This window comes from Fodinicola feengrottensis, from assembly GCF_039530045.1.
Classification (GTDB): Bacteria; Actinomycetota; Actinomycetes; order Mycobacteriales; family HKI-0501; genus Fodinicola; species Fodinicola feengrottensis.
This window is the reverse complement of record NZ_BAAANY010000014.1, coordinates 41,100-60,483: the sequence shown is the minus strand read 5'-3', so window position 1 is coordinate 60,483 and position 19,384 is coordinate 41,100. Positions and strand designations below refer to the sequence as shown.

Genomic DNA, 19,384 nt, shown 5'->3' with positions numbered 1-19,384 from the left:
AATCAGTCCACCGTCACATAGTCGGGACCGGAGTAGTGCCCGGTCGCCATCCGCTGTCGTTGCAGCAGCAGGTCATTGAGCAGGCTGGACGCGCCGAACCGGAACCAGTCCGGGTCAAGCCAGTCCGGGCCCGCGGTCTCGTTCACCGTCACCAGATAGCGGATCGCGTCCTTGGACGTACGAATGCCGCCGGCCGGCTTCACGCCCACCTGGCGGCCGGTGGCGACCCGGAAGTCACGTACCGCTTCCAGCATCACCATCGTCACCGGCAACGTCGCGGCCGGCGCCACCTTGCCGGTCGAGGTCTTGATGAAGTCGCCGCCGGCCAGCATCGCCAGCCAGGAGGCGCGCCGCACGTTGTCGTACGTAACCAGCTCGCCGGTCTCCAGGATGACCTTCAGATGCGCCTTCCCGGCGGCCGCCTTGATCGCCGCGATCTGCTCGTACACCAACAGATAGTCGCCGGACAGGAACGCGCCGCGGTCAATCACCATGTCGACCTCGTCGGCGCCCGCCGCCACCGCGTTCCTGGTGTCCTCGAGCTTGATGTCCAGGGACGTACGACCGGAGGGGAACCCGCTCGCGACGCTCGCGGTGTGGATGCCGGTGCCCTTCAGCTCGGCCACCACCAGCGGCACCATGTCCGGGTAGACGCAGATAGCGGCCACCTGCGGACACGTCGGGTCGGTCGGGTCCGGATGGCGCGCCTTGGCGCATAGCGAGCGCACCTTGCCGGCGGTGTCCATGCCCTCCAGCGTGGTCAGGTCGATCATCCCGATGGCGAGGTCAATGGCCTGCCGTTTGGAATCGGTCTTTATGGACCTGCTGGCCAACATGGCCGCCCGCTGCTCGGCCCCGACCTGGTCGACGCCTGGCAGGCCGTGCAGGAAGCGCCGTAGCGACGCTCCCGAGGCGGACACGTCGGCAAGCGTGTCGCGGCCCGAGGGACGTTCACCAGTAACAGTGGTCATGCCGGCGAGTCTAGTTGTCCGACGGCCGGGGTTCGGGGTGCTTGGTCTGGGCCGTCCCCGTACCCGCCTCCGACCCACGCGGAACGGTCCCGATACGCTCGGCGCATCGAGTGTCGTCCACCCATCGGAGGGGCAGTGGCTTTCTGGAAGAAGCGGGGGAAGGCCGATGAGGACGCCCCCAGCGAGGTGAAGGCCTCCGCGGTCACGACGACGGAGAACGTCGCCGAGATCGAGTCCGAAGCCAACTCCCAGGTTTCTGACGCCGCAGAGACCAGCGCGGACTCCACTGACGACGCGGACGCCACCGACGGCGACAGCAAGGCGGACGCCACCGACGACGACGTGGCCGCTGCGGACAGCGTCGACGCGGACAGCACGGAAGAAGCTGACACGGACGAGGCTGACTCGCCAGACAAGGCCGAGGCCGACGACGCGGACGTTCACGACGACTCCGATGAGGACTCCGCCAAGGAGGACTCGGACGACGAAAAGTCCGACGACGACGAGGGCGCCGCTGCCAAGGACGACGACTCGGACTCCGAAGACTCGGACGACTCCGACGACTCAGCTGAGGACGACGACGAGCCGGTCGAGCGCAGCGAGGAGACCGAAGCGCTCTGGGCGGCCGCCAACATTGACCCCGTCGAGATCGTGCTGCCGTCCGGCACCGGCTTCACCCTGCGGCACTACCGGGTCGTCACCGACGATGAGGGCGACGAACTCGAAGAAGCTGTTTTCCTTGCCCACAAAGGCAAGTTGCAGCTCTTCAAGTCCGCCGAGGGGCTCGTTGACTACGTCAAGGGCGACGCGGAGCACGACCTCAAGGACCTGGACTCCTGGGCCGCGCTGGTCGAGACGATCAAGGCCGAGGACGTACAACCGCTGGGAGAGGACGAGTACGAGCTGGATCTCGTCGTCCAGAACCTGCGCGGCGGCCACGACGTGTGGGACCAGGACCTGCTGATCGGTGCCGGCGAGGTGACCCGCGACATCGCGTTCGCGTGCCAGCTCGACGACGTGCTGTCCGCGCTGGCCCCGGACACCCCGCTCGACGACCTTGACGACGCATTGCGGGCCAGCGGTTTCATCGCCCGCCGCAAAGTCCGCAAGATCAGCCCGGAGCGGGCCGCGATCGCCTGGCGCAGCCTCATCGGCAAGGTCGACGCCGCCGTGAAGTGGCACGACTGAGTTCAACCGGAGCGGGCGCCGTCTTCCTTGGCCGATTGTTGTCCAGGAGACTGCGCCCGTTTTGTTTTTCGGCTGGGCAGCAGGAAAATCAGCACGCCACCGGCGGCCAGGTGCATCAGACCCAGCCAGGTACGCGTACTCGCCGCGATTCCAGGACCGATCAGCAACCCGAATGACAGTGCCAGCACCACGACCGCGGTGATCGTCCAGATCGTACGAGCCCGCCTGGTGAGTTTTTCCAACCCGGCGAGCAGCCCCCAGCCCAGCAGACCAGCCACCAGGGCAATCGCGACGACCGCCGGCCAACCGATGTCCAGCGGCGGCCCGCCGGACTGCCCAGGAACCACTAGCCGGGCGCCGAAAACCGCGGTAGCGAGCAGCCAAACCGCGACGGGCGCAATCACCGCGAGACCGACCGCGCCGAGTCTCATGCCTTTCATTCTTCTCCCCTCGCCAATGCACCATAAAGAAAGAAATCCACGGTCTCCGCAGTGGTCGGCGCAAAACCGTCGGCTGGCCGCGCCATCGCGAATACCACCGAGAGGAACAGCGCGGCGGACTGCCGTACCGGCAACCGCAAGCTGTCCCGCTCCGGCTCCATCAGGTCGGCCAGCAGGTCACGCGACCGGCTGAGCATCTCCTGTCGGCCTCCCGGCGCCCCTCGACGTGTTTCGCGGTGGCCGGAAGTTTGCAGCGCCCCGACCACACTGGCGACTCTGGTCAGGTGCGCCCGCATCGCGTCCACCGCCTGGACCAGCCGGGCCGCCAGCGGCTGGTCCAGCGGGATGGCCGCCACCTCGGCGAACACGTGGTCGGCCCGTACGGCCTCCGCCACGCAGGCCGCCAGCAGCTCGTCTTTATCCACGAAGGCACGGAAAACCGTGGCCTCGCCGATGCCGGCAGCGCGGGCGATCTTCGCGGTGGTGACCGCCGCGCCGAACTCGCAGACCAAGGGCAACGCGGCTCGTACGATCATCTCCCGGCGCTCTTCCGTCGTCATGCCCGGAGCCCTCTTGCGAGCCGGCGGGCCTGCCATCTGTGTTTCTGCCATGGGTCCCATCGTACGGAGTGAGGACTCACTCCGTCAACCGATCACCTCCTCGCGTTTTCTGTCAGTCCCCCTCCCTAGCGTCATCACCAACGGAGGGAGAACCACGAATGGCCACCAACACCCGACCAGGTCCGGTCTTCGACAACGCCGCCAAACTGCTGAGCCCAGGCCACCGGGCGGAGCTGTGCCGCTGGCTCGGCACCGCCACCACCGGGCCGGTCCGGATCCTGGGCGAGGACCTCGAGGCGTACCCGAAACGGGTCGACTACCTGCTCGAGGTCGGTCCAGGGCGCCTTGCGCATATCGAGTTCCATACCACGTCACCGCCCAACCTGGGGCTGTCGATGTTGATCTACCTCGCCCGGCTGCTCGACAAATATCCGGGCCGGCGGGTGGAGCAGCACGTGGTGATCCTGCGCGGCGGAAGCCCACCGGAAATCTGGCGCCAGGACGGCGTGACGCTCGTCTATAAGTGCCACATATTACGAGAGATGGACGCGGCCGAACTGCTCGCCCGGCCCACCACTATGCCCTTTGCCGTGCTGGCGAAGGCGGCGACCAAGGCCGAGCGAAGGGAATTGCTACGGAAGTCATTGGCATTAATTCGGGAATGCCGCGACCCGGACCAGGGCAAGCTTGCCGACATGGCCAGGGTGTTCGCCGGGCTACACTTGTCAAGCGCCACAGTGGACAGGATCTGGAAGGAGTCAGGAATGCCGATCGACATGCACGAGTCCAGCTTCGTCCGCGGACTCCTCGCCGAAGGCGCCAAGAAGGGCAAAGTCGAGGGCAAGGTCGAGGGCAAAGTCGAGGGCAGGTACGAGGAACGGTTCAGCACCATTTCCGGGTTGCTCCGGATGAACTTCAGCACCGACCCCGCCATCGACGAACCCGCCCTCGACGACATCGCTCGCCAACTGGCCCAACACGACCTCGTCACCACCGTCAACGCCATCCACCACGCCAAAACCCTCGACGACCTCAGACATCTCACCTGAGAGAAGCGGCGCCCACCCGGGCGCCGCTTTCTCACGTACGAGGTGCCACCAACCGCGCGTGTACGTCCGCGCCGGCGTCCGGCCGCGCTTCCAGCAGCGCGAGCCAGGTGGCTCCCGGAGCGCCGCTCTGCACCAACGTGCTGACCAGTCCAGCCGCGGCCAATCGTACGGCCAATCGGTCCGCCACCGGCGACCCGGCGGAGACCACCCCACCGATCAGGACCACCGGCTGACCGGTTTCCGGGTGCAAGGATTCCAGCAGTAAAGCCAAAGCTCGCGCAGCGTTGTCCACAATAGACAGTGACACTGGGTCGCCGCAGACGGCAGCGGCGGTCACTATCGGGGCGAGGCTGGCGAGCCAGATCGGTGGCCGCTCGTAGACCGCGTTGAGGAGCGGGTCGCGCTCTCGGGTGCAGTCCAGTACGCCGATGATCTGGTCGGTCAGCTTCGTCGTAGGCCCACTCCCGTCGGTATCGGCGACGGCGGCCCGTACGGCTTCGCGGCCGAGCCAGAAACCGCCACCCTCGTCGCCGAGCAGCCAACCCGCACCGCCGACGCACCGGAGAAGACGGTTGCCCTTCACCTGGCCACCGGTCGCGCCGGTGCCGGCGATCAGACCGTAGCCGTCCGGCTCGGCGGTGCCGCTGCTGAACGCGGCCTCCAGATCGGGCCGCAGCTCCACCGGGCCGCGTACGCCGGCGTCAGCCAGCCCGCCGAGCACCAGCCGGCCGAACTCGGACGACGCACTGCCCCCGGCGCAGCCCATCGCGACGGCGCGTACGGCCGCGGCCGGCTCGTTCTCAAGTACGCCAAAACATGCGTCCAGAACGTTGCGCGCGGCCTCGGCCGCACCGACGCTGACGGGGTTGCCGGCGCCAGCGCCGGCTACCGCGCGGACCTCGCCGTCCAGGGTGGCAAGCATCGCGCGAGTGTTGCTGCCGCCGACGTCGACGCCGATAACGGTCTCGTCCACTTAGTGTCCTGGGTTCGCTAGAAGGGCCCGCGGTGGATGCGGCCGGCGTAGTGGTCTTCCAGCTTCTGGTTGTGCTCGTCCGCGTCCGGGATGTTCGCGGACAAGTAGACCGGTGGGGTGCCGCCGTCCGCGACCAGCCGGGCCAGCGCTTCGGCGACGACCATCTGCGCGGCGGTCGCCGAGGTGACGGAGGAGATCCCGCAGGCCTTGCCACCGCCGGGCAGGTCGAGGATCGCGTCCCCGTACGGGGCGAGGTTGTCGATCACGATGTCCGCGATCTCAAACAGCCGCTTGCCGCTCGGATGCCGGGACTGGATCGCGCTGGAGTGCGCCACCGAGGTGATCGCGACCAGCGGCAGGCCGGCTTCCTTCACCGCGAGCGCGAACTCGACGACGGACCCGTTGCCGCCGGAGTTGGAGATCACCACGAAAGCATCGCCGGGGGCGGTCTTGACCAGCCCAAACAGCTGCCGGCCAGTGGCCGGGTCACGCTCCAGCAGCGGGTCCACGCCGGTCGGATCCATCCCACCGATGAACACCACATCCCGCAGCGACACCTTGTTCGTACCCACCAGGCCACCGGCCCGGCCGGCGATCTCCATCGCGCAGGCCTCCGAGTGGCCGGTGCCGAAAGCGTGCAGCACGCCGTCCGCGCGGGAGACCGCCACCACGACATCGGCCGCCGCCGAGATGGCCTCGGCCTGTGTACGAGCCAACTCCCCGATCCGCCGGACCGCCTCCTCGGCAAAGGTCCGGCCGTTGAGGCCGAGTGGTTGTTCGGTCACGCGCCACACTCCCTGATGTCTGTTGCTGGCCCACTGTGCGCCGGAGAAAACTCTACCCAGGCCTGGCCGTACCCGATCGTCCTCAGTGAAAACCCCTAAGACCGGATCCGGTCGGAATCATCCACGCGGGCGACGGCATTGCCGATTCGGCGAGCTAGCTTGGAATCAACAAAGGAAAACACCGCCGAGACGAAGGAAAGTCACATGTCATCGCTGCGTAGACCACGAGATCGACGCTGGATCGGCGGTGTCTGTTCGGGTCTCGCGGAGCGGTTCGGACTCTCCGCCAACCTGGTGCGGTTCCTGTTCGTGCTTTCTTGCCTGCTACCTGGGCCACAGTTTCTGGTCTACATCGTGCTCTGGATTGTCATTCCGAGCGAATAAAAGCCGGGTGACAGCTGATCACACCCACTCAGCAGTGGTCAGCTGTCACCCTTTTACGCGTCGCTCATCAGCTTCGCGTAGCCCGGCTTGATCACGTCGTTGATGATGGCCAGCCGTTCGTCGAACGGGATAAAGGCGCTCTTCATCGCATTGACCGTGAACCACTGCAGATCCCGCCAGCCGTAGTGAAAAGCGTCCACCAGCAGGGCCATTTCCCTGGTCATCGAGGTGTCGCTCATCAGCCGGTTGTCCGTGTTCACCGTCACCCGGAAATAGAGCTCGCGGAGCAACCCGATCGGGTGCTCGGCAATCGACGCCACCGCGCCCGTCTGCAGGTTCGAGGACGGCGCCATCTCCAGCGGGATGCGCTTGTCTCGTACGTACGCGGCCAACCGGCCCAGCCGGGCACCGCTGGCGCCACCGGCGGCCCCGGGGGTGATGTCGTCGACGATGCGTACGCCGTGGCCGAGCCGGTCCGCGCCACACCACTGCAACGCCTCCCAGATGCTGGGCAGCCCAAACGCCTCGCCGGCGTGGATGGTGAAGTGCCCGTTCTCGCGCTGGATGTGCTGGAACGCGTCCAGGTGCCGAGTGGGCGGGAAACCGGCCTCAGCACCGGCGATGTCGAAACCCACCACGCCACTGTCTCGGTACGCGATCGCCAGCTGGGCGATTTCCAGCGACCGGGCCGCGTGCCGCATCGCGGTCAGCAGCGCACCCATCCGGATCTGCCGGCCGGCCGCCGCCGCGCGCGCCGTGCCGTCCGCGAAACCGGCCAGCACCGCCTCGATGACCTCGGTCAACGCGAGTCCGCGCTCGACGTGCAGCTCGGGCGCGAAGCGCACCTCGGCGTAGACGACACCGTCTGCGGCCAGATCCTCGACGCATTCGGACGCCACCCGGGCGAGTGCGTCTGGCGTCTGCAGCACACCGACGGTATGGGTGAAGGTGTCCAGATAGCGGACCAGCGAACCGGAGTCGGCGGCGTCCCGGAACCAGCTCTTGAGCGCACCGACGTCCTCGGTGGGCAGGTCCTTGTAGCCGTGTTCGGAAGCAAGCTCAGCGACCGTGGCCGGCCGCAGCCCACCATCGAGGTGGTCGTGCAGCAGCACCTTGGGGGCCGTACGGATTTCGTCAGCAGTCGGCCGGGATGGCTGCCGGGGAGACGTCGTTGTCATTGCAATACGCTACCGAACCCGCCAGACGTACGATGACCGACCCTGGCGAAAGCGTGATGTGCGCACCACTCATCGGATAGTGTCACGACCGGCCCGCCTCAGCGGCCAAATCCCATCACCACGAAACGGGGCATTGTGACCGCGCAGCCAATGGCGAATACGCTGGAAAGACCACCGAACGACGTTCTGACCCGCGCGCATCAGGAAAGTCTTGGCCGGCACATCGCGACTTTTCACCCCAAGCGGCGCACCGTAGCCGTCATAGCGATGATAGTGATGGGACTCGCTTCACTGGTCATTCTCGTCGGCTTTTACTTTCTCTGGCTGGCTTTCCAGAGCTCGTTGAACCCCAGACAGGCCGCTAAGCGGGTGTACGTGTTCGACCACGGATTCATGACCGTCAATCACGCAGGCCCTGAGTCGACCTATCGTTGGGACCGGATTTCCTCTGTTTACCAGGAAATCACCGTGAATTATTCCAACGGCATCAAAACTGGCACCACCTACGTCTACACGATCATTCGCGACGACGACGTGCAGACCAAGCTCACCCATTTCTATGACGACATCGCGCGGCTTGGCCGGCTGGTCTGCGACCAGGTCGCCCGGACCCATCTGCCCGCGGTGGAAGCGAAACTGTCCCGTGGCGAAAACGTACAGTTCGGCGACGTCAGCATCGGCCGGCCGGGAATCGCCATCCGCAAGGGCATCGTCCCGTGGCCCGAGGTGGAGGCCGTGAACGTACGGGAGGGCTACGTCTCGATCAAGCGGGCCGGCAAGTGGATGGCCGCCGGTGGCACGCCGGCCAAGAAAATCCCGAACCTCTATTTGTTCCTCCACCTCGCCGACCGTTTTCTGGGCGTACGCGGCTAGGGCGGGTCTCCTCATTCCAGGTGGATGAGGAGACGCGCCCTAAAGAATGTCGCCGGGTTGGTAGGCCGCCGCTGCTGGGTCGGCGGCCACCAGCTTCGCCACCAGGTCAGCGAAAGTGGCCACCTGACGCTGCGCGAGGCCGGTGAAGGAAAGCGGCTCGCCAACTGCGTCGCGGACCTGGGCGGCAGTCAGCCCGAGCCGCGGATCGGTAGCCAGCCGGTCCAGCAAGGCCGAGCCGTCGGTGTCACCGACCTCCCGCATGGCCAGCGCGGTCGCCACCGCGTGCTCCTTGATGACCTCGTGCGCGGTCTCTCGGCCGACGCCGGCGCCCACCGCGGCGACCAACAGTTTCGTGGTGGCAAGGAAGGGCAGATACCGCCGCACTTCGCGATCGATCACCGCGGGGAAAGCGCCGAATTCGGCCAGCACGGTCAACAGTGTCTCGAAAAGGCCGTCCAACGCGAAAAATGCGTCTGGCAGCGCGACTCTGCGTACGACCGAACAGGAAACGTCGCCCTCGTTCCACTGGTCGCCGGCGAGCGCGCCGACCATGGTCAGGTAGCCGCGCAGGATGTTCGCGAAACCAGTGATCCGCTCGGACGACCGGCTGTTCATCTTGTGCGGCATCGCCGAGGAACCCACCTGTCCGGCCTTGAAACCCTCGGTGACCAGCTCGTTCCCAGCCATCAGCCGGATGGTGGTGGCCAGCGACGCCGGCCCGGCGGCAGCCTGCACGAGTGCGCTCACTACGTCCAGGTCCAGCGACCGTGGGTAGACCTGCCCGACGCTGACCAGCGAGTCCTGGAAACCAAGGTGCCGGGCGACGGCCGCCTCCAGCTCGTCCACCGCGGCCGGCGAGCCGAGCAGCTGCAGCATGTCCGCGCTCGTACCCACCGGACCTTTGATGCCCCGCAACGGATAGCGCGCGATCAGCTCGTCGACTCGGCGCAGCGCCAGCAAAAGCTCCTGCCCCGCGGTCGCGAAGCGTTTGCCGAGCGTGGTTGCCTGCGCCGGCACATTGTGGCTGCGACCGGTGAGGGCGATGTCCGTGTACGTGGTGGCGAGCTCCGCCTGCCGGGCCAGCGCCGCCAGCATCCGGCCGCGTACCAACCGCAGCGCGCTGACGATCTGCAGCTGCTCGACGTTCTCGGTGAGATCGCGACTGGTCATTCCCTTGTGCACCTGCTGGTGCCCGGCGAGCGCGTTGAACTCCTCGATCCGGGCCTTGACGTCGTGCCGGGTGACCCGCTCACGGGCCGCGATCGACACCAGATCCACCTGGTCGATCACCCGCTCGTACGCCTCAATGGCACCGTCCGGCACCGGCACGCCCAAGTCCGCCTGCGCCCGCAACACCGCCAGCCACAGCTGCCGCTCGAGCACGATCTTGTGCTCGGCGGACCACAGCCTGGCCATCTCGGCACTGGCATACCGACCTGCGAGAACGTTGGGAATCACCGGCTTGCTCACCATCCCATCGTACGGGCCGGGGTGGCCGGCGTTCCCAGGCCGCCAGCCGCCTCAGCCGAACCGCTCCAGGCTGAAGATCCAGGCGTTGAAGGTGCTGGCCACCGGTTCGTCGATCTTGGCGGTCGCGTTGGTGCGGAAGTGGTACGCCTGCTCGAAATGTTTGCGCGCGTCCGGCACCTTGCCCTGCTGCCACAGGCATCTGGCCAGCAGGTCCTCGACTTCCATCTCCGTCTCCTCGACGCGCCACAACGTCGCCGGGTCAGCGCTGGCCCGGTGATCGCGCAGCCGACCGGCCGCCACTGTCAGAATACGTTCGGCTTCGTGCGACTGGTGTTCGCAGATGAACGCATAACCGAGCCGCGTCCGGTACACGAACTCATCCGACAGCACGTCGGCTTCGGCCGCGGTGGCCTGCTCGAACAGTGGCACGGCCGCGGCCGTCTCACCCTCGGCCATCTGGTCGAGCGCCAGGTTGATCCGCAGCTCTGCGACTTTTGGCTCGTCAGCGCCACATTCCTCGACCATCCGGGCGATGAACCGGAGCCGCAGCGCTACCGCGTCCGCCCACCGGCCGGCCTTTCGCAACCGGCCGCTGAGTTTGTTCACCGCGGCCACCATTTCGAGCAACCGCGGCCCGGATATCACCGCGAGGTCAGCGAACTTGGCCTCAGCGGCCTGCGCGCGACGCTGTCCGCTGGCCCCGGCCGTACGCCCGAACTCCTGGCATTGCCGCAAAACCTCGGCCTCCGCCGGACACGAAATCTCGGCCGCGGCCCGGATCCACGGCCCGGCGAGGTGCTCCACCCGGCCAAACCGGTGCGCGGCGAAAGATGCCAGCACCTGTTGGGCGCGCAGCCGTACGAACATCGGATCCAGCGGGGTCAGGACGCGCTGGTATCGCAGCACCGCCCGGTCCAACTGGGCACACGCGTCCCACTGATCGCCCTCAAAACGCCGACCGGACGCGATCTGTCGGGCCGACTCCGCGAACGACCGAACCCGCACCGTAGGCAGGAAGACCTCGAGCTCCACGCGTGCGTCGCGATAGGCCTGTCGGGCCTGGGTCTGCTCCACCGGCTCCCTCTCAAGTCTCCCTGTGGTGGCTCTTTCGTCTCAGTTGCGTCAACAATTTCATCACACCTGAGCGGCTTACCCGTTCGGGTCGCCGGCTGCTGTCCTTGTCCGGTGCAGAAAACCAGTGAAAAACAACAGTTGTTGACCGTGCGGGTGGCAACCTGGAGTGCCCTGCATCCCTGGCCGGCGATCGGTGTCTGGGCGGCCATCATCATTGCCTGCATCGGGCTCGGCGCGGTCACCGGAACGAACCAGATCCAGGGAAAGGATGGCTGGGTCGGCGAACAGGGCCGTGCCGCGGCCATCGTGGACGCTGCCGGCCTGAACGCGCCGCCAATGGAGAAGGTGCTGATCTCGGCGCGGTCCGGCGCTTTCGACCGAGGCAAGGCCGATGCCGCCGCGGCGGACCTGACCCGCCGGATGCGCACCCTGGCCGCGGTCTCCAGCGTCGATCCGCCGATCGTGGCCAGCAAAGGAAACTCGGTGCTGGTGAAGATAACTATGAGAGGCAGCGCCAAAGAGGCCGGCACCAAACTGCCGACCCTGCTTGCCCAGACTGCTGGCACTCAGCTCGCCTTTCCGAGCTTGCAGATCGACGAGACCGGCACTGTTTCCACCTCACAGGCGCCTGGCGAGCAACTCGGGAAGGATCTGGCCCGCGGCGAGGTCATCACGCTGCCGGTCACCTTGCTGATCCTGCTGGTGGTTTTCGGCAGCCTGCTCGCCGCCGGCATCCCGATGTTGCTCGCGCTCACCTCGGTTTTCGCCTCGATGGGCCTTTACGCCGCCGCTTCCTCCATTTTCCCGGATGCCGGCGGCGCGGTCGCGAATGTCATCCTGATGATGGGTATGGCCGTCGGCGTCGACTATTCGTTGTTCTACCTCAAACGGATACGAGAGGAAAGTGAGCGGGCGGACGGCAAGATCAGCCCCACCGCGGCCGTACAGATCGCCGCTGCCACCTCCGGCCGCGCGGTAGTGATTTCCGGCCTCGCGATCGTGGTCACCATGGTGGGCCTTTATCTGGCCGGTGACGCCATCTATTCGTCGATCGCCACTGGCACGATCCTGGTCGTCCTCGTGTCCGCGGTCAGCTCACTGACAGTTCTGCCAGCCCTACTGGCGAAACTCGGCATTCGACTCACTCGCCCATCGCGCTTCCTGCGCCTGCGGGCGCGGTCTCACCACCGGGCGGATGGCGGGTTCTGGCCGGCTCTACTGCGCCCGGCGCTGCGTCGCCCGGTGACCACCCTCGCGGTGGCGGTGGCCGCGATGCTGCTCCTTTCGTTGCCGCTGGGCGCTTTCCGTCTCGGCGAATCCGGCCCAGACACCTATCCACGCTCCCTGCCGGCCATCGCTAACTACCTGAAAATCACCGCCGCCTTCCCGGCCGAGGGCTACACGTACGTAGTCGCCGTCCGTACCGACGCGGCCAACGCATCAAAGGTCGTCGCCGGCCTCAAAACCATGGCCGAAGACGCAGACCACGATCCGCTTTTCGCTCCTCGAAACGCGATGACCGTTCGTACGTCCACCGACCGCACCGTCAGTACGGTCGAACTTTCCGCGCCGTACGGACCAAACGACCCGAGAGCTGCGCGAACCCTGAAGCTGCTGCGAAACCAGCTGGTGCCGCGGGTGGTGAGCGGGATCGACCGCGCCCAATACGGGGTGACAGGTGAGATCGCTCGGTCCGTCGACTACGTCCAGCATCAGGAGCAGCAGACGCCGTGGGTGGTCGGATTCGCCTTGCTGGCCACGTTTGCGATGATGGTGGCGGCCTTCCGGTCCGTGGCGATCGCCTTCGCCGGTGTGGTGCTGAACATGCTGTCCTACACCGCCACCCTCGGCGTGCTGGTGCTGGTATTCCAGCACCATTGGGCCGAAGGCATCCTCGGTTTCCAGTCGGTCGGTTTCATCAGCGACCGCGTCCCGCTGATCCTTTTCGTGATTCTTTTTGGGCTGTCCATGGACTATCAGGTCTTCGTCGTCAGCCGAATCCGAGAAGCCGCGCACCGCGGCATCCCCACCAGGCAGGCCATCTACGAAGGCGTGACCACGTCAGCCGGCGTCGTCACCATCGCCGCTGTCATCATGACCTCCGTCTTCGCCAGCTTCCTTTTCGTCGGCCTGACCGAAATGAAGGAAATCGCGTTCGGCCTCGGCCTGTCGGTCATCCTCGACGCCTTCATCGTCCGCATCATGATCCTCCCCGCCATCATGACCCTCCTCAACAACCACACCTGGTGGCCCAGTCACCCAGCCCACCTGATCTCTGGGCCCGTGCGTAACGACGGCTCTCAGACCAAGGTTGGTCAACCTCGCTAAACCCAACCACGCGCACCCCACCCAACACAGGACCGCCACCTTCAACTCCACAGCTGGCCAACTCGCCCGAAACCAAACCCGCGTACCCCGCCCGGCGCGGAACCGTCACCATTTCCACCAAGTTGGTCAACTTCGACGAAACCCAACCCCGTCCGGCGCCATCGGCCGCCAGGCCGATGTTGTCGCCCCTCCGGCAGGAGCGTCCGCCTTTGAGGCCCCGCGGTCTTNNAAATCCCGCCCCGCCACCGGTCTTTGGTGGCGGGGCGGGATTTTCCGATGGCTGGTAGACGAGACGCCGCACCCTCGCAGTAAACGCCCTTAACCAGGGCGCTCACCTCCGCAGTAAACGCCCTTAACCAAGGCGCTCACATCCGCAGCAAACACCGCCCTTAACCAGGGCTAACCGCGTACCCTCCCCAATACAAGAGGCGAGGGAACATACTCCGTACCAATATCAACAGCATCCGCGAGAGCTTCCAAAGCCCCCTCAAACCGCGAAACTTCCTCGGTATGCAGTTCAAAAATCGCATCCCCAGCCCGCACCGTATCCCCAGGTTTGCGCATCATCACCACCCCAGCAGAAGCTGACACGGGGTCCTCTTTGCGGGCCCGGCCAGCGCCTAACCGCCAAGCCGCAACACCCACCGCATAGGCGTCCATCCGTGTCACAACCCCGTCAGCGGAGGCCGTGACGACGTGTTTTTCTGGAGCTTCAGGCAAAGCAGCCGACGGGTCACCGCCTTGTGCGGTGATCATCCGCCGCCAGACGTCCATCGCGCGTCCGTCGGCCAACGCCTTGGCGGGGTCCACATCGGACAGTCCGGCCAACGCGAGCATTTCCCTGGCCAGCGTGACGGTCAGCTCGACCACGTCGGACGGGCCGCCACCGGCCAGCACCTCGACGGATTCGGTGACCTCCAACGCATGCCCGGCTGTACGCCCCAGTGGCGTCGACATGTCGGACAGCACGGCCACCGTCGGCACGGAATGCGCGGAGCCGAGCCGGACCATTGTCTCGGCCAACCGGCGGGCCGTGTCCAGGTCCTTCATAAAAGCGCCGGAGCCGACTTTTACGTCCAGCACCAGACCACCGGCGCCTTCGGCGAGTTTCTTGGACATGATCGAGCTGGCGATCAGCGGGATCGACTCGACGGTCGAGGTGACATCACGCAACGCGTAAAGCTTCTTGTCCGCTGGAGCCAACCGATCGCCGGCGGCACAAACCACCGCGCCTACCGAGGAAAGTTGGCTCAGGTAGTCCTCAGTGGACACTGAGGCGCGCCAACCCGGAATGGATTCCAGCTTGTCCAGGGTGCCGCCGGTGTGGCCGAGGCCGCGACCGGACAGCTGCGGTACGATCGCGCCGCAGGCGGCGACCAATGGCGCCAGCGGCAAGGTGATCTTGTCGCCGACACCGCCCGTCGAGTGCTTGTCGACGGTCGGCCGATCGAAGCTGGACAAGTCCATCCGGTCACCGGAGGCGATCATCGCAGCTGTCCAACGGGCGATCTCCGGATCGGTCATGCCGTTCAGGAAAATCGCCATCGCCAACGCCGACATTTGCTCGTCGGCCACCTCGCCGCGCGTGTACGCGTCGATAACCCAGTCGATCTGGTCGTCCGAAAGGGAAAAACCGTCCCGCTTCGTACGGATGACATCAACCGCCGCGAAACTCATCGGACCTGGTCCAGGTGGTCAGGGCCGAAGGCGTCCGGCAACAGCGCCGACATCGGCCGTGGACCGTCGGCGAACTCGATCAGGCAGTCCGGGCCACCGTGCTCGATGAGCAGCTGTCGGCACCGCCCGCACGGCACCAGCGGCTCGCCGGCACCGTCCACACACGACAGTGCGACCAGCCGGCCGCCGCCGGTGGCGTGCAGCGCGGACACCACTCCGCACTCGGCGCACAAGGCGAGGCCGTACGAGGCGTTCTCGACATTGCAGCCGGTCACCACCCGGCCATCGTCGACCAGTGCGGCCGCGCCCACCGGAAACTTGCTGTAGGGGGCGTACGCGTCGCGCATCGCCTCAATGGCGGCGGCGCGCAGCGCGACCCAGTCGACCGTCTGACCTGCTCTGGCAAACATGTCGCCTACGTTAACCGCCCTGTCCTCGGCGGTAGATGACGCCATCCGCGGCCGGCATCCGCAGCCGCTGCGCGGCCAGCGAAAGGACCAGCAATGTGGTGATGTGCGGCGTGTACGTGATCAGTTCCTGCGGCACCGTGGTGCTCAGGAAGAACCACACCACCAGCAGCACCGCGATGAACAGCCCGATACCGCCCTGGAGCCAGCGGCGCCGCCACAGGTTCCAGGCGGACAGCAGAACCACCAGCAGCGCGACGAAAAACAGCAACGCGTGTACGGACGAGTTCTGCCGGGACTGCAGGGCGTCGGTGAAGCCGAACAACGTCGCGCCAGCCGCCAGCCCGCCGGGTCGCCAGTTGCCGAAAATCATCGCGGCGAGGCCGATGTAACCGCGACCGCCGGTCTGTCCCTCCCGGTAGATCGACGAGGCCACCGTGACCAGGAAGGCGCCGGCCATGCCGGCCATCCCGCCGGACACAATGACTGCCGCATACTTCATCCGATAGACGTTCACGCCCAGCGTCTCGGCGGCGATCGGGTTCTCGCCGCATGAGCGCAGCCGCAGGCCGAAGGACGTACGCCACAGCACCAGGAACGTCAGCGGCACCATCAGGATCGCGATGATCGTCAGCCACGACAAACCGGTTGTGACACCACGCAGCAGGCCGGCGAGGTCGGAAATCAGGAACCAGTGTTTGGACTCGATCGGCCGCAGAAGACCGGTCATGCCCGGAATGCCGATGGTGTCGAAGCCGGGCACCGGCGGCGACTGGGTGGCCCCGCCGCCCTTGCCGGTGAAGGCGATGACCGCCAGATAGCGGGCCACGCCCTGTCCGATGATGTTGATCGCGACGCCGGAAATGATGTGGTCAACACCGAAAGTCACGGTGGCGATCGCGTGCACCAGGCCGCCAAGCGCGCCGCCCACCACCCCACCGACCAGGGCCGCCCAAGGGCTGTTGAAGGCGAGGCAAAAGTACGCGCCGGACCAGGTGCCGAGAATCATCATGCCCTCGAGGCCGATGTTGACCACACCGGCTCGCTCCGCCCAGAGGCCGCCGAGGCCCGCCAGCCCGACCGGGATCGCGAGGGTGATCGCGGCGCTGATCTGGCCGCCGGACGTGATGTCGTCGGCGCCGGTGAGCGTACGCACCAGGCACAGCAGCAGGAAAAGCCCGCCGGTGATGATCAGGCCGCGCCGCCAGTCCAGCTTCGGCCCGGCGGTGGCGCCGAGTGAGGGCGCGAGGGTGATGTCGGTGGCGGTGCTCATGCGGCCGCTCCCTCGGCGACCGGGACATCGGTGGCCAGCTCACGGCCGACCGCGCGTTGCTGCTGGCGCAACGTCAACCGGCGGACCACCTCATACGCGATGACCACGCACAGCACGACGGTGCCCTGGGTGATGATCACGATCTCCTTCGGGATGCCGTTCAGGTCCAGGATCAGCGACGACTGGTCGAGGAAGGCCCACAGCAGCGCGCCGAACGCGATGCCGATCGGGTTGTTCCGGCCCAGCAACGCGATCGCGATGCCGGTGAAGCCGAGCCCCGCCGGGAAGTCGAGCGAGTACGTGTACGAGGCGCCGAGCAGCTGCGGCAGCCCGACCATGCCGGCCAGCGCACCAGAGATGATCATGGTGGTGAGGGTCATCCGCTTGACCGACACACCGCTCGCGACCGCCGCCGACGCGGACAGACCGGTGGCCCGCAGATCGAAACCGAACCGGCTGCGGTTGACCAGGATCTGGTAACCCACGCCGGCCAGGACCGCCAGGATGATCAGCCCGAAGATGGTGGTGTTCGTCCCCGGGATCAGCGGCAGCCCAGCGACCCGGCCGGACGGCGGGATGGTCGGCGTACCGATGTTGTTGCTGCCGGCGGCCTGGACCGCGAACCGGCCGCGCTGCAACATATACGCCACCAGGCCGGTGGCGATGAAGTTCAGCATGATCGTGGAGATGACCTCGCTGACCCCGCGGGTCACCTTCAGCAGCCCGGCGATGCCGGACCACAGGCCGCCGACCAGCACTGCCACCAGGATCGTCACCAGCTGGCTCAGCACCGGCGGCAGTGGCACGAACCCGGCCACCACGGCGGCGACCATCGCGGCCAGCCGGTACTGCCCGTCGACACCGATGTTGAACAGCTTCATCCGGAAGCCGATGGCCACCGCGAGCGCGGACAGGAAATATGTCACCGCGTTGTTGATGATGTTCGCGATGCTGTCCGGCTGCGCGCCGTAGCTGATCATCTGGCCAAACGCGAACAGCGGTTGCGCACCACTGACCAGCAGCACCAACGACGTGATGATGAGCGACAGCACCAGCGCCAGCACCGCGGCCAGCAAGCCCGGCAGCAGCCGTTTGAGCGCGGCGGTCATCGCGTCCTCTCGATCATGAGCTGCGGTCCGCTGAGTCGCCGCCAGCTGGCTCGGTGGGTGCGTCGTCGGTGGCGCCGGTCATCGCCGAACCGAGCTCCTCAGGTGTGACGGTGGCTGGATCGACGGTGGCCACGATCCGGCCGCGCAGGATGACCCGCAGCGTGTCGGACATGCCGATCAACTCGTCCAGGTCGGCGGAGATCAACAACACCGCGAGGCCGGCCGTCCGGGCTCGCCGCAGGTGCTCCCAGATCGCCGCCTGGGCGCCCACGTCCACGCCACGGGTCGGGTGCGACGCGATCAGCACCCGCGGCTGGTGGCTCATCTCCCGGCCGACAATCAGTTTCTGCTGGTTGCCGCCGGACAGCGAGGCCGCCGCCACGTCGATGCCGGGCGTACGCACGTCGTATTCCGCGACGATCCGCTCGGTGTCCGCACGCGCGCCGGCCCGGTCGATCCACGGGCCGGAGATGTTCGGTTTCTGGTTCTGGTGACCCAGGATCCGGTTCTCCCAGAGCGGCGACTCCAGCAGCAGGCCGTGCCGGTGCCGGTCTTCGGGGATGTAACCGATGCCGGCCGTCCGGCGCTGCCGGGTGTCCCAGTCGGAGATGTCCCCGTGCCCGAGCCGGACCACGCCGGTGGACGGGCGCATGCCCATGAGTGCCTCGACCAACTCGGCCTGGCCGTTGCCCTCGACGCCGGCGATGCCCAGGATCTCGCCGCGGTGGATCTCGAAGGAGACCCCGTCCACCGCGGGCCGCCCGTGCTCCGACGGCACCGTCAGGTCGGTGACCGAGAGCTCCACCTTGTCGGTGACCGCGTCCGTACGCAGCTGCGGCACCGGCAGTTCGCTGCCGACCATCAGCTCGGCCAGCTGCCGGGAGGTGACCTCGGACGGCTTGACCGTACGCACAGTGGTGCCGCGCCGGACGACGGTGATCTCGTCGGCGACCGCGAGCACCTCGTCGAGCTTGTGCGAGATGAAGATGACCGTCAGGCCCTCGGCCTTCAGGTCGCGCAGGTTGCCGAAGAGCTCGTCGACCTCCTGCGGCACCAGCACCGCGGTCGGCTCGTCCAGGATCAGGATTTTGGCGCCCCGGTAGAGAACCTTGAGGATCTCCACCCGCTGCCGGTCGCCCACGCCGAGGTCCTCGACCAGCCGGTCCGGCTGGATGCCCAGCCCGTACGACTCGGAGATCTCCAGGATCCGGCGGCGAGCCCGAGCCCCGATGCCGCACAGTCGCTCGGCGCCGAGCACCACGTTCTCGGTGACGGTGAGGTTGTCGGCGAGCATGAAGTGCTGGTGCACCATGCCGATGCCGGCTTTGATCGCCTGCTGGGGAGAGCCGAAATGCACGGTCGCGCCGTCCACCTCGATGGTGCCGGCGTCCGGCCGCTGCATCCCGTACAGGATCTTCATCAGCGTCGACTTGCCGGCGCCGTTCTCCCCGACGATCGCATGCACGGTGCCACGCTGCACCTCGATGTTGATGTCGTCGTTGGCGACGACTCCGGGGAACCGCTTGGTGATCCCACGCAGAGCCACCGCCGTCGGGGCGGTCGCCGGACTCTCGGTCGGCTTGGTCAGTGCTGGAATGGCTGACGCTCCTCTTTGAGCGAGAGGCTGGCCCGATGCCGACGCACC

At 66.7% G+C, this 19,384-nt stretch carries 18 protein-coding genes; 5 read left to right on the top strand and 13 right to left on the bottom strand.

Features of this window, described 5'->3' with window-relative positions; all coding sequences use genetic code 11:
• Positions 1 to 2: 2 nt before the first annotated feature.
• Positions 3 to 971 (bottom strand): deoxyribose-phosphate aldolase, encoded by a 969-nt coding sequence (gene deoC, locus ABD301_RS19710; RefSeq protein ID WP_344311708.1) that lies wholly within the window; start codon positions 969 to 971, stop codon positions 3 to 5.
• Between the two features lie 135 nt (positions 972 to 1,106).
• On the opposite strand from deoC, the gene ABD301_RS19705 reads away from it, so the two are divergent.
• The gene (locus ABD301_RS19705) at positions 1,107 to 2,159 is read left to right on the top strand and encodes a hypothetical protein (RefSeq protein WP_344311707.1); all 1,053 of its coding nucleotides are present in this window, start codon (positions 1,107 to 1,109) and stop codon (positions 2,157 to 2,159) included.
• 2 nt (positions 2,160 to 2,161) lie between these two features.
• Here ABD301_RS19705 and ABD301_RS19700 read toward each other — a convergent pair whose 3' ends face one another.
• Positions 2,162 to 2,599: a DUF6069 family protein gene (locus ABD301_RS19700; protein WP_344311706.1), complete on the bottom strand. Its 438-nt coding sequence runs from the start codon at positions 2,597 to 2,599 to the stop codon at positions 2,162 to 2,164.
• On the bottom strand, positions 2,596 to 3,210 hold the full coding sequence (locus tag ABD301_RS19695; protein WP_344311705.1) for a TetR/AcrR family transcriptional regulator: 615 nt from the start codon (positions 3,208 to 3,210) through the stop codon (positions 2,596 to 2,598). Before ABD301_RS19695 ends, ABD301_RS19700 begins: the two co-directional genes overlap by 4 nt.
• Before the next feature lie 107 nt (positions 3,211 to 3,317).
• Here ABD301_RS19695 and ABD301_RS19690 point away from each other — a divergent pair, with 107 nt between their 5' ends.
• The gene (locus tag ABD301_RS19690; protein WP_163570313.1) at positions 3,318 to 4,208 is read left to right on the top strand and encodes an RpnC/YadD family protein; all 891 of its coding nucleotides are present in this window, start codon (positions 3,318 to 3,320) and stop codon (positions 4,206 to 4,208) included.
• 31 nt (positions 4,209 to 4,239) lie between these two features.
• Here the strand turns inward: ABD301_RS19690 and ABD301_RS19685 are convergent, their stop codons facing one another.
• Positions 4,240 to 5,181: an N-acetylglucosamine kinase gene (locus ABD301_RS19685; RefSeq protein WP_344311703.1), complete on the bottom strand. Its 942-nt coding sequence runs from the start codon at positions 5,179 to 5,181 to the stop codon at positions 4,240 to 4,242.
• Positions 5,182 to 5,198: 17 nt separating this feature from the next.
• Entirely contained in the window at positions 5,199 to 5,966 is a 768-nt protein-coding gene (locus ABD301_RS19680; RefSeq protein ID WP_344311701.1) for a sugar isomerase domain-containing protein, read from the bottom strand.
• A gap of 204 nt (positions 5,967 to 6,170) precedes the next feature.
• Here ABD301_RS19680 and ABD301_RS19675 point away from each other — a divergent pair, with 204 nt between their 5' ends.
• Positions 6,171 to 6,350: a PspC domain-containing protein gene (locus ABD301_RS19675; protein WP_163570307.1), complete on the top strand. Its 180-nt coding sequence runs from the start codon at positions 6,171 to 6,173 to the stop codon at positions 6,348 to 6,350.
• A 53-nt stretch (positions 6,351 to 6,403) separates the two neighbouring features.
• Here ABD301_RS19675 and ABD301_RS19670 read toward each other — a convergent pair whose 3' ends face one another.
• Positions 6,404 to 7,528, bottom strand: coding sequence for an adenosine deaminase (locus tag ABD301_RS19670; RefSeq protein WP_344311700.1), 1,125 nt, complete (start codon positions 7,526 to 7,528; stop codon positions 6,404 to 6,406).
• A gap of 135 nt (positions 7,529 to 7,663) precedes the next feature.
• On the opposite strand from ABD301_RS19670, the gene ABD301_RS19665 reads away from it, so the two are divergent.
• Positions 7,664 to 8,401 carry a DUF6585 family protein gene (locus tag ABD301_RS19665; protein WP_163572947.1) on the top strand — a complete coding sequence of 246 codons (738 nt, stop codon included), beginning with the start codon at positions 7,664 to 7,666 and terminating at the stop codon, positions 8,399 to 8,401.
• Between the two features lie 39 nt (positions 8,402 to 8,440).
• Here ABD301_RS19665 and purB read toward each other — a convergent pair whose 3' ends face one another.
• A complete protein-coding gene (gene purB / locus ABD301_RS19660; RefSeq protein ID WP_425551963.1) occupies positions 8,441 to 9,871 on the bottom strand; it encodes an adenylosuccinate lyase in 1,431 nt (476 codons plus the stop codon).
• Positions 9,872 to 9,922: 51 nt separating this feature from the next.
• Positions 9,923 to 10,945: a tetratricopeptide repeat protein gene (locus ABD301_RS19655; RefSeq protein ID WP_344311698.1), complete on the bottom strand. Its 1,023-nt coding sequence runs from the start codon at positions 10,943 to 10,945 to the stop codon at positions 9,923 to 9,925.
• Positions 10,946 to 11,056: 111 nt separating this feature from the next.
• Here ABD301_RS19655 and ABD301_RS19650 point away from each other — a divergent pair, with 111 nt between their 5' ends.
• A complete protein-coding gene (locus ABD301_RS19650; protein ID WP_344311697.1) occupies positions 11,057 to 13,273 on the top strand; it encodes an MMPL family transporter in 2,217 nt (738 codons plus the stop codon).
• A gap of 399 nt (positions 13,274 to 13,672) precedes the next feature.
• On the opposite strand, the gene ABD301_RS19645 is transcribed toward ABD301_RS19650, so the two are convergent.
• The 5 genes from ABD301_RS19645 to ABD301_RS19625 are packed head-to-tail and all read right to left on the bottom strand — an operon-like array spanning position 13,673 to position 19,285.
• Positions 13,673 to 14,950 (bottom strand): thymidine phosphorylase, encoded by a 1,278-nt coding sequence (locus tag ABD301_RS19645; protein WP_344311695.1) that lies wholly within the window; start codon positions 14,948 to 14,950, stop codon positions 13,673 to 13,675.
• Positions 14,947 to 15,360: a cytidine deaminase gene (locus ABD301_RS19640; RefSeq protein ID WP_163572949.1), complete on the bottom strand. Its 414-nt coding sequence runs from the start codon at positions 15,358 to 15,360 to the stop codon at positions 14,947 to 14,949. Before ABD301_RS19640 ends, ABD301_RS19645 begins: the two co-directional genes overlap by 4 nt.
• A gap of 10 nt (positions 15,361 to 15,370) precedes the next feature.
• Positions 15,371 to 16,630: an ABC transporter permease gene (locus ABD301_RS19635; RefSeq protein ID WP_163572950.1), complete on the bottom strand. Its 1,260-nt coding sequence runs from the start codon at positions 16,628 to 16,630 to the stop codon at positions 15,371 to 15,373.
• Positions 16,627 to 17,739, bottom strand: coding sequence for an ABC transporter permease (locus tag ABD301_RS19630; protein WP_344311694.1), 1,113 nt, complete (start codon positions 17,737 to 17,739; stop codon positions 16,627 to 16,629). Before ABD301_RS19630 ends, ABD301_RS19635 begins: the two co-directional genes overlap by 4 nt.
• A gap of 13 nt (positions 17,740 to 17,752) precedes the next feature.
• Positions 17,753 to 19,285: an ABC transporter ATP-binding protein gene (locus tag ABD301_RS19625; protein ID WP_163572951.1), complete on the bottom strand. Its 1,533-nt coding sequence runs from the start codon at positions 19,283 to 19,285 to the stop codon at positions 17,753 to 17,755.
• Positions 19,286 to 19,384: the final 99 nt, after the last annotated feature.

What these genes read in the sequence shown, in the direction of transcription:
- deoC (WP_344311708.1), bottom strand. Translation starts at nt 971, where the DNA reads ATGACCACTGTTACTGGTGAACGTCCCTCGGGCCGCGACACGCTTGCC.
- ABD301_RS19700 (WP_344311706.1), bottom strand. Translation starts at nt 2,599, where the DNA reads ATGAAAGGCATGAGACTCGGCGCGGTCGGTCTCGCGGTGATTGCGCCC.
- ABD301_RS19695 (WP_344311705.1), bottom strand. Translation starts at nt 3,210, where the DNA reads ATGGCAGAAACACAGATGGCAGGCCCGCCGGCTCGCAAGAGGGCTCCG.
- ABD301_RS19690 (WP_163570313.1), top strand. Translation starts at nt 3,318, where the DNA reads ATGGCCACCAACACCCGACCAGGTCCGGTCTTCGACAACGCCGCCAAA.
- ABD301_RS19675 (WP_163570307.1), top strand. Translation starts at nt 6,171, where the DNA reads ATGTCATCGCTGCGTAGACCACGAGATCGACGCTGGATCGGCGGTGTC.
- ABD301_RS19670 (WP_344311700.1), bottom strand. Translation starts at nt 7,528, where the DNA reads ATGACAACGACGTCTCCCCGGCAGCCATCCCGGCCGACTGCTGACGAA.
- ABD301_RS19645 (WP_344311695.1), bottom strand. Translation starts at nt 14,950, where the DNA reads ATGAGTTTCGCGGCGGTTGATGTCATCCGTACGAAGCGGGACGGTTTT.
- ABD301_RS19640 (WP_163572949.1), bottom strand. Translation starts at nt 15,360, where the DNA reads ATGTTTGCCAGAGCAGGTCAGACGGTCGACTGGGTCGCGCTGCGCGCC.
- ABD301_RS19635 (WP_163572950.1), bottom strand. Translation starts at nt 16,630, where the DNA reads ATGAGCACCGCCACCGACATCACCCTCGCGCCCTCACTCGGCGCCACC.
- ABD301_RS19630 (WP_344311694.1), bottom strand. Translation starts at nt 17,739, where the DNA reads ATGACCGCCGCGCTCAAACGGCTGCTGCCGGGCTTGCTGGCCGCGGTG.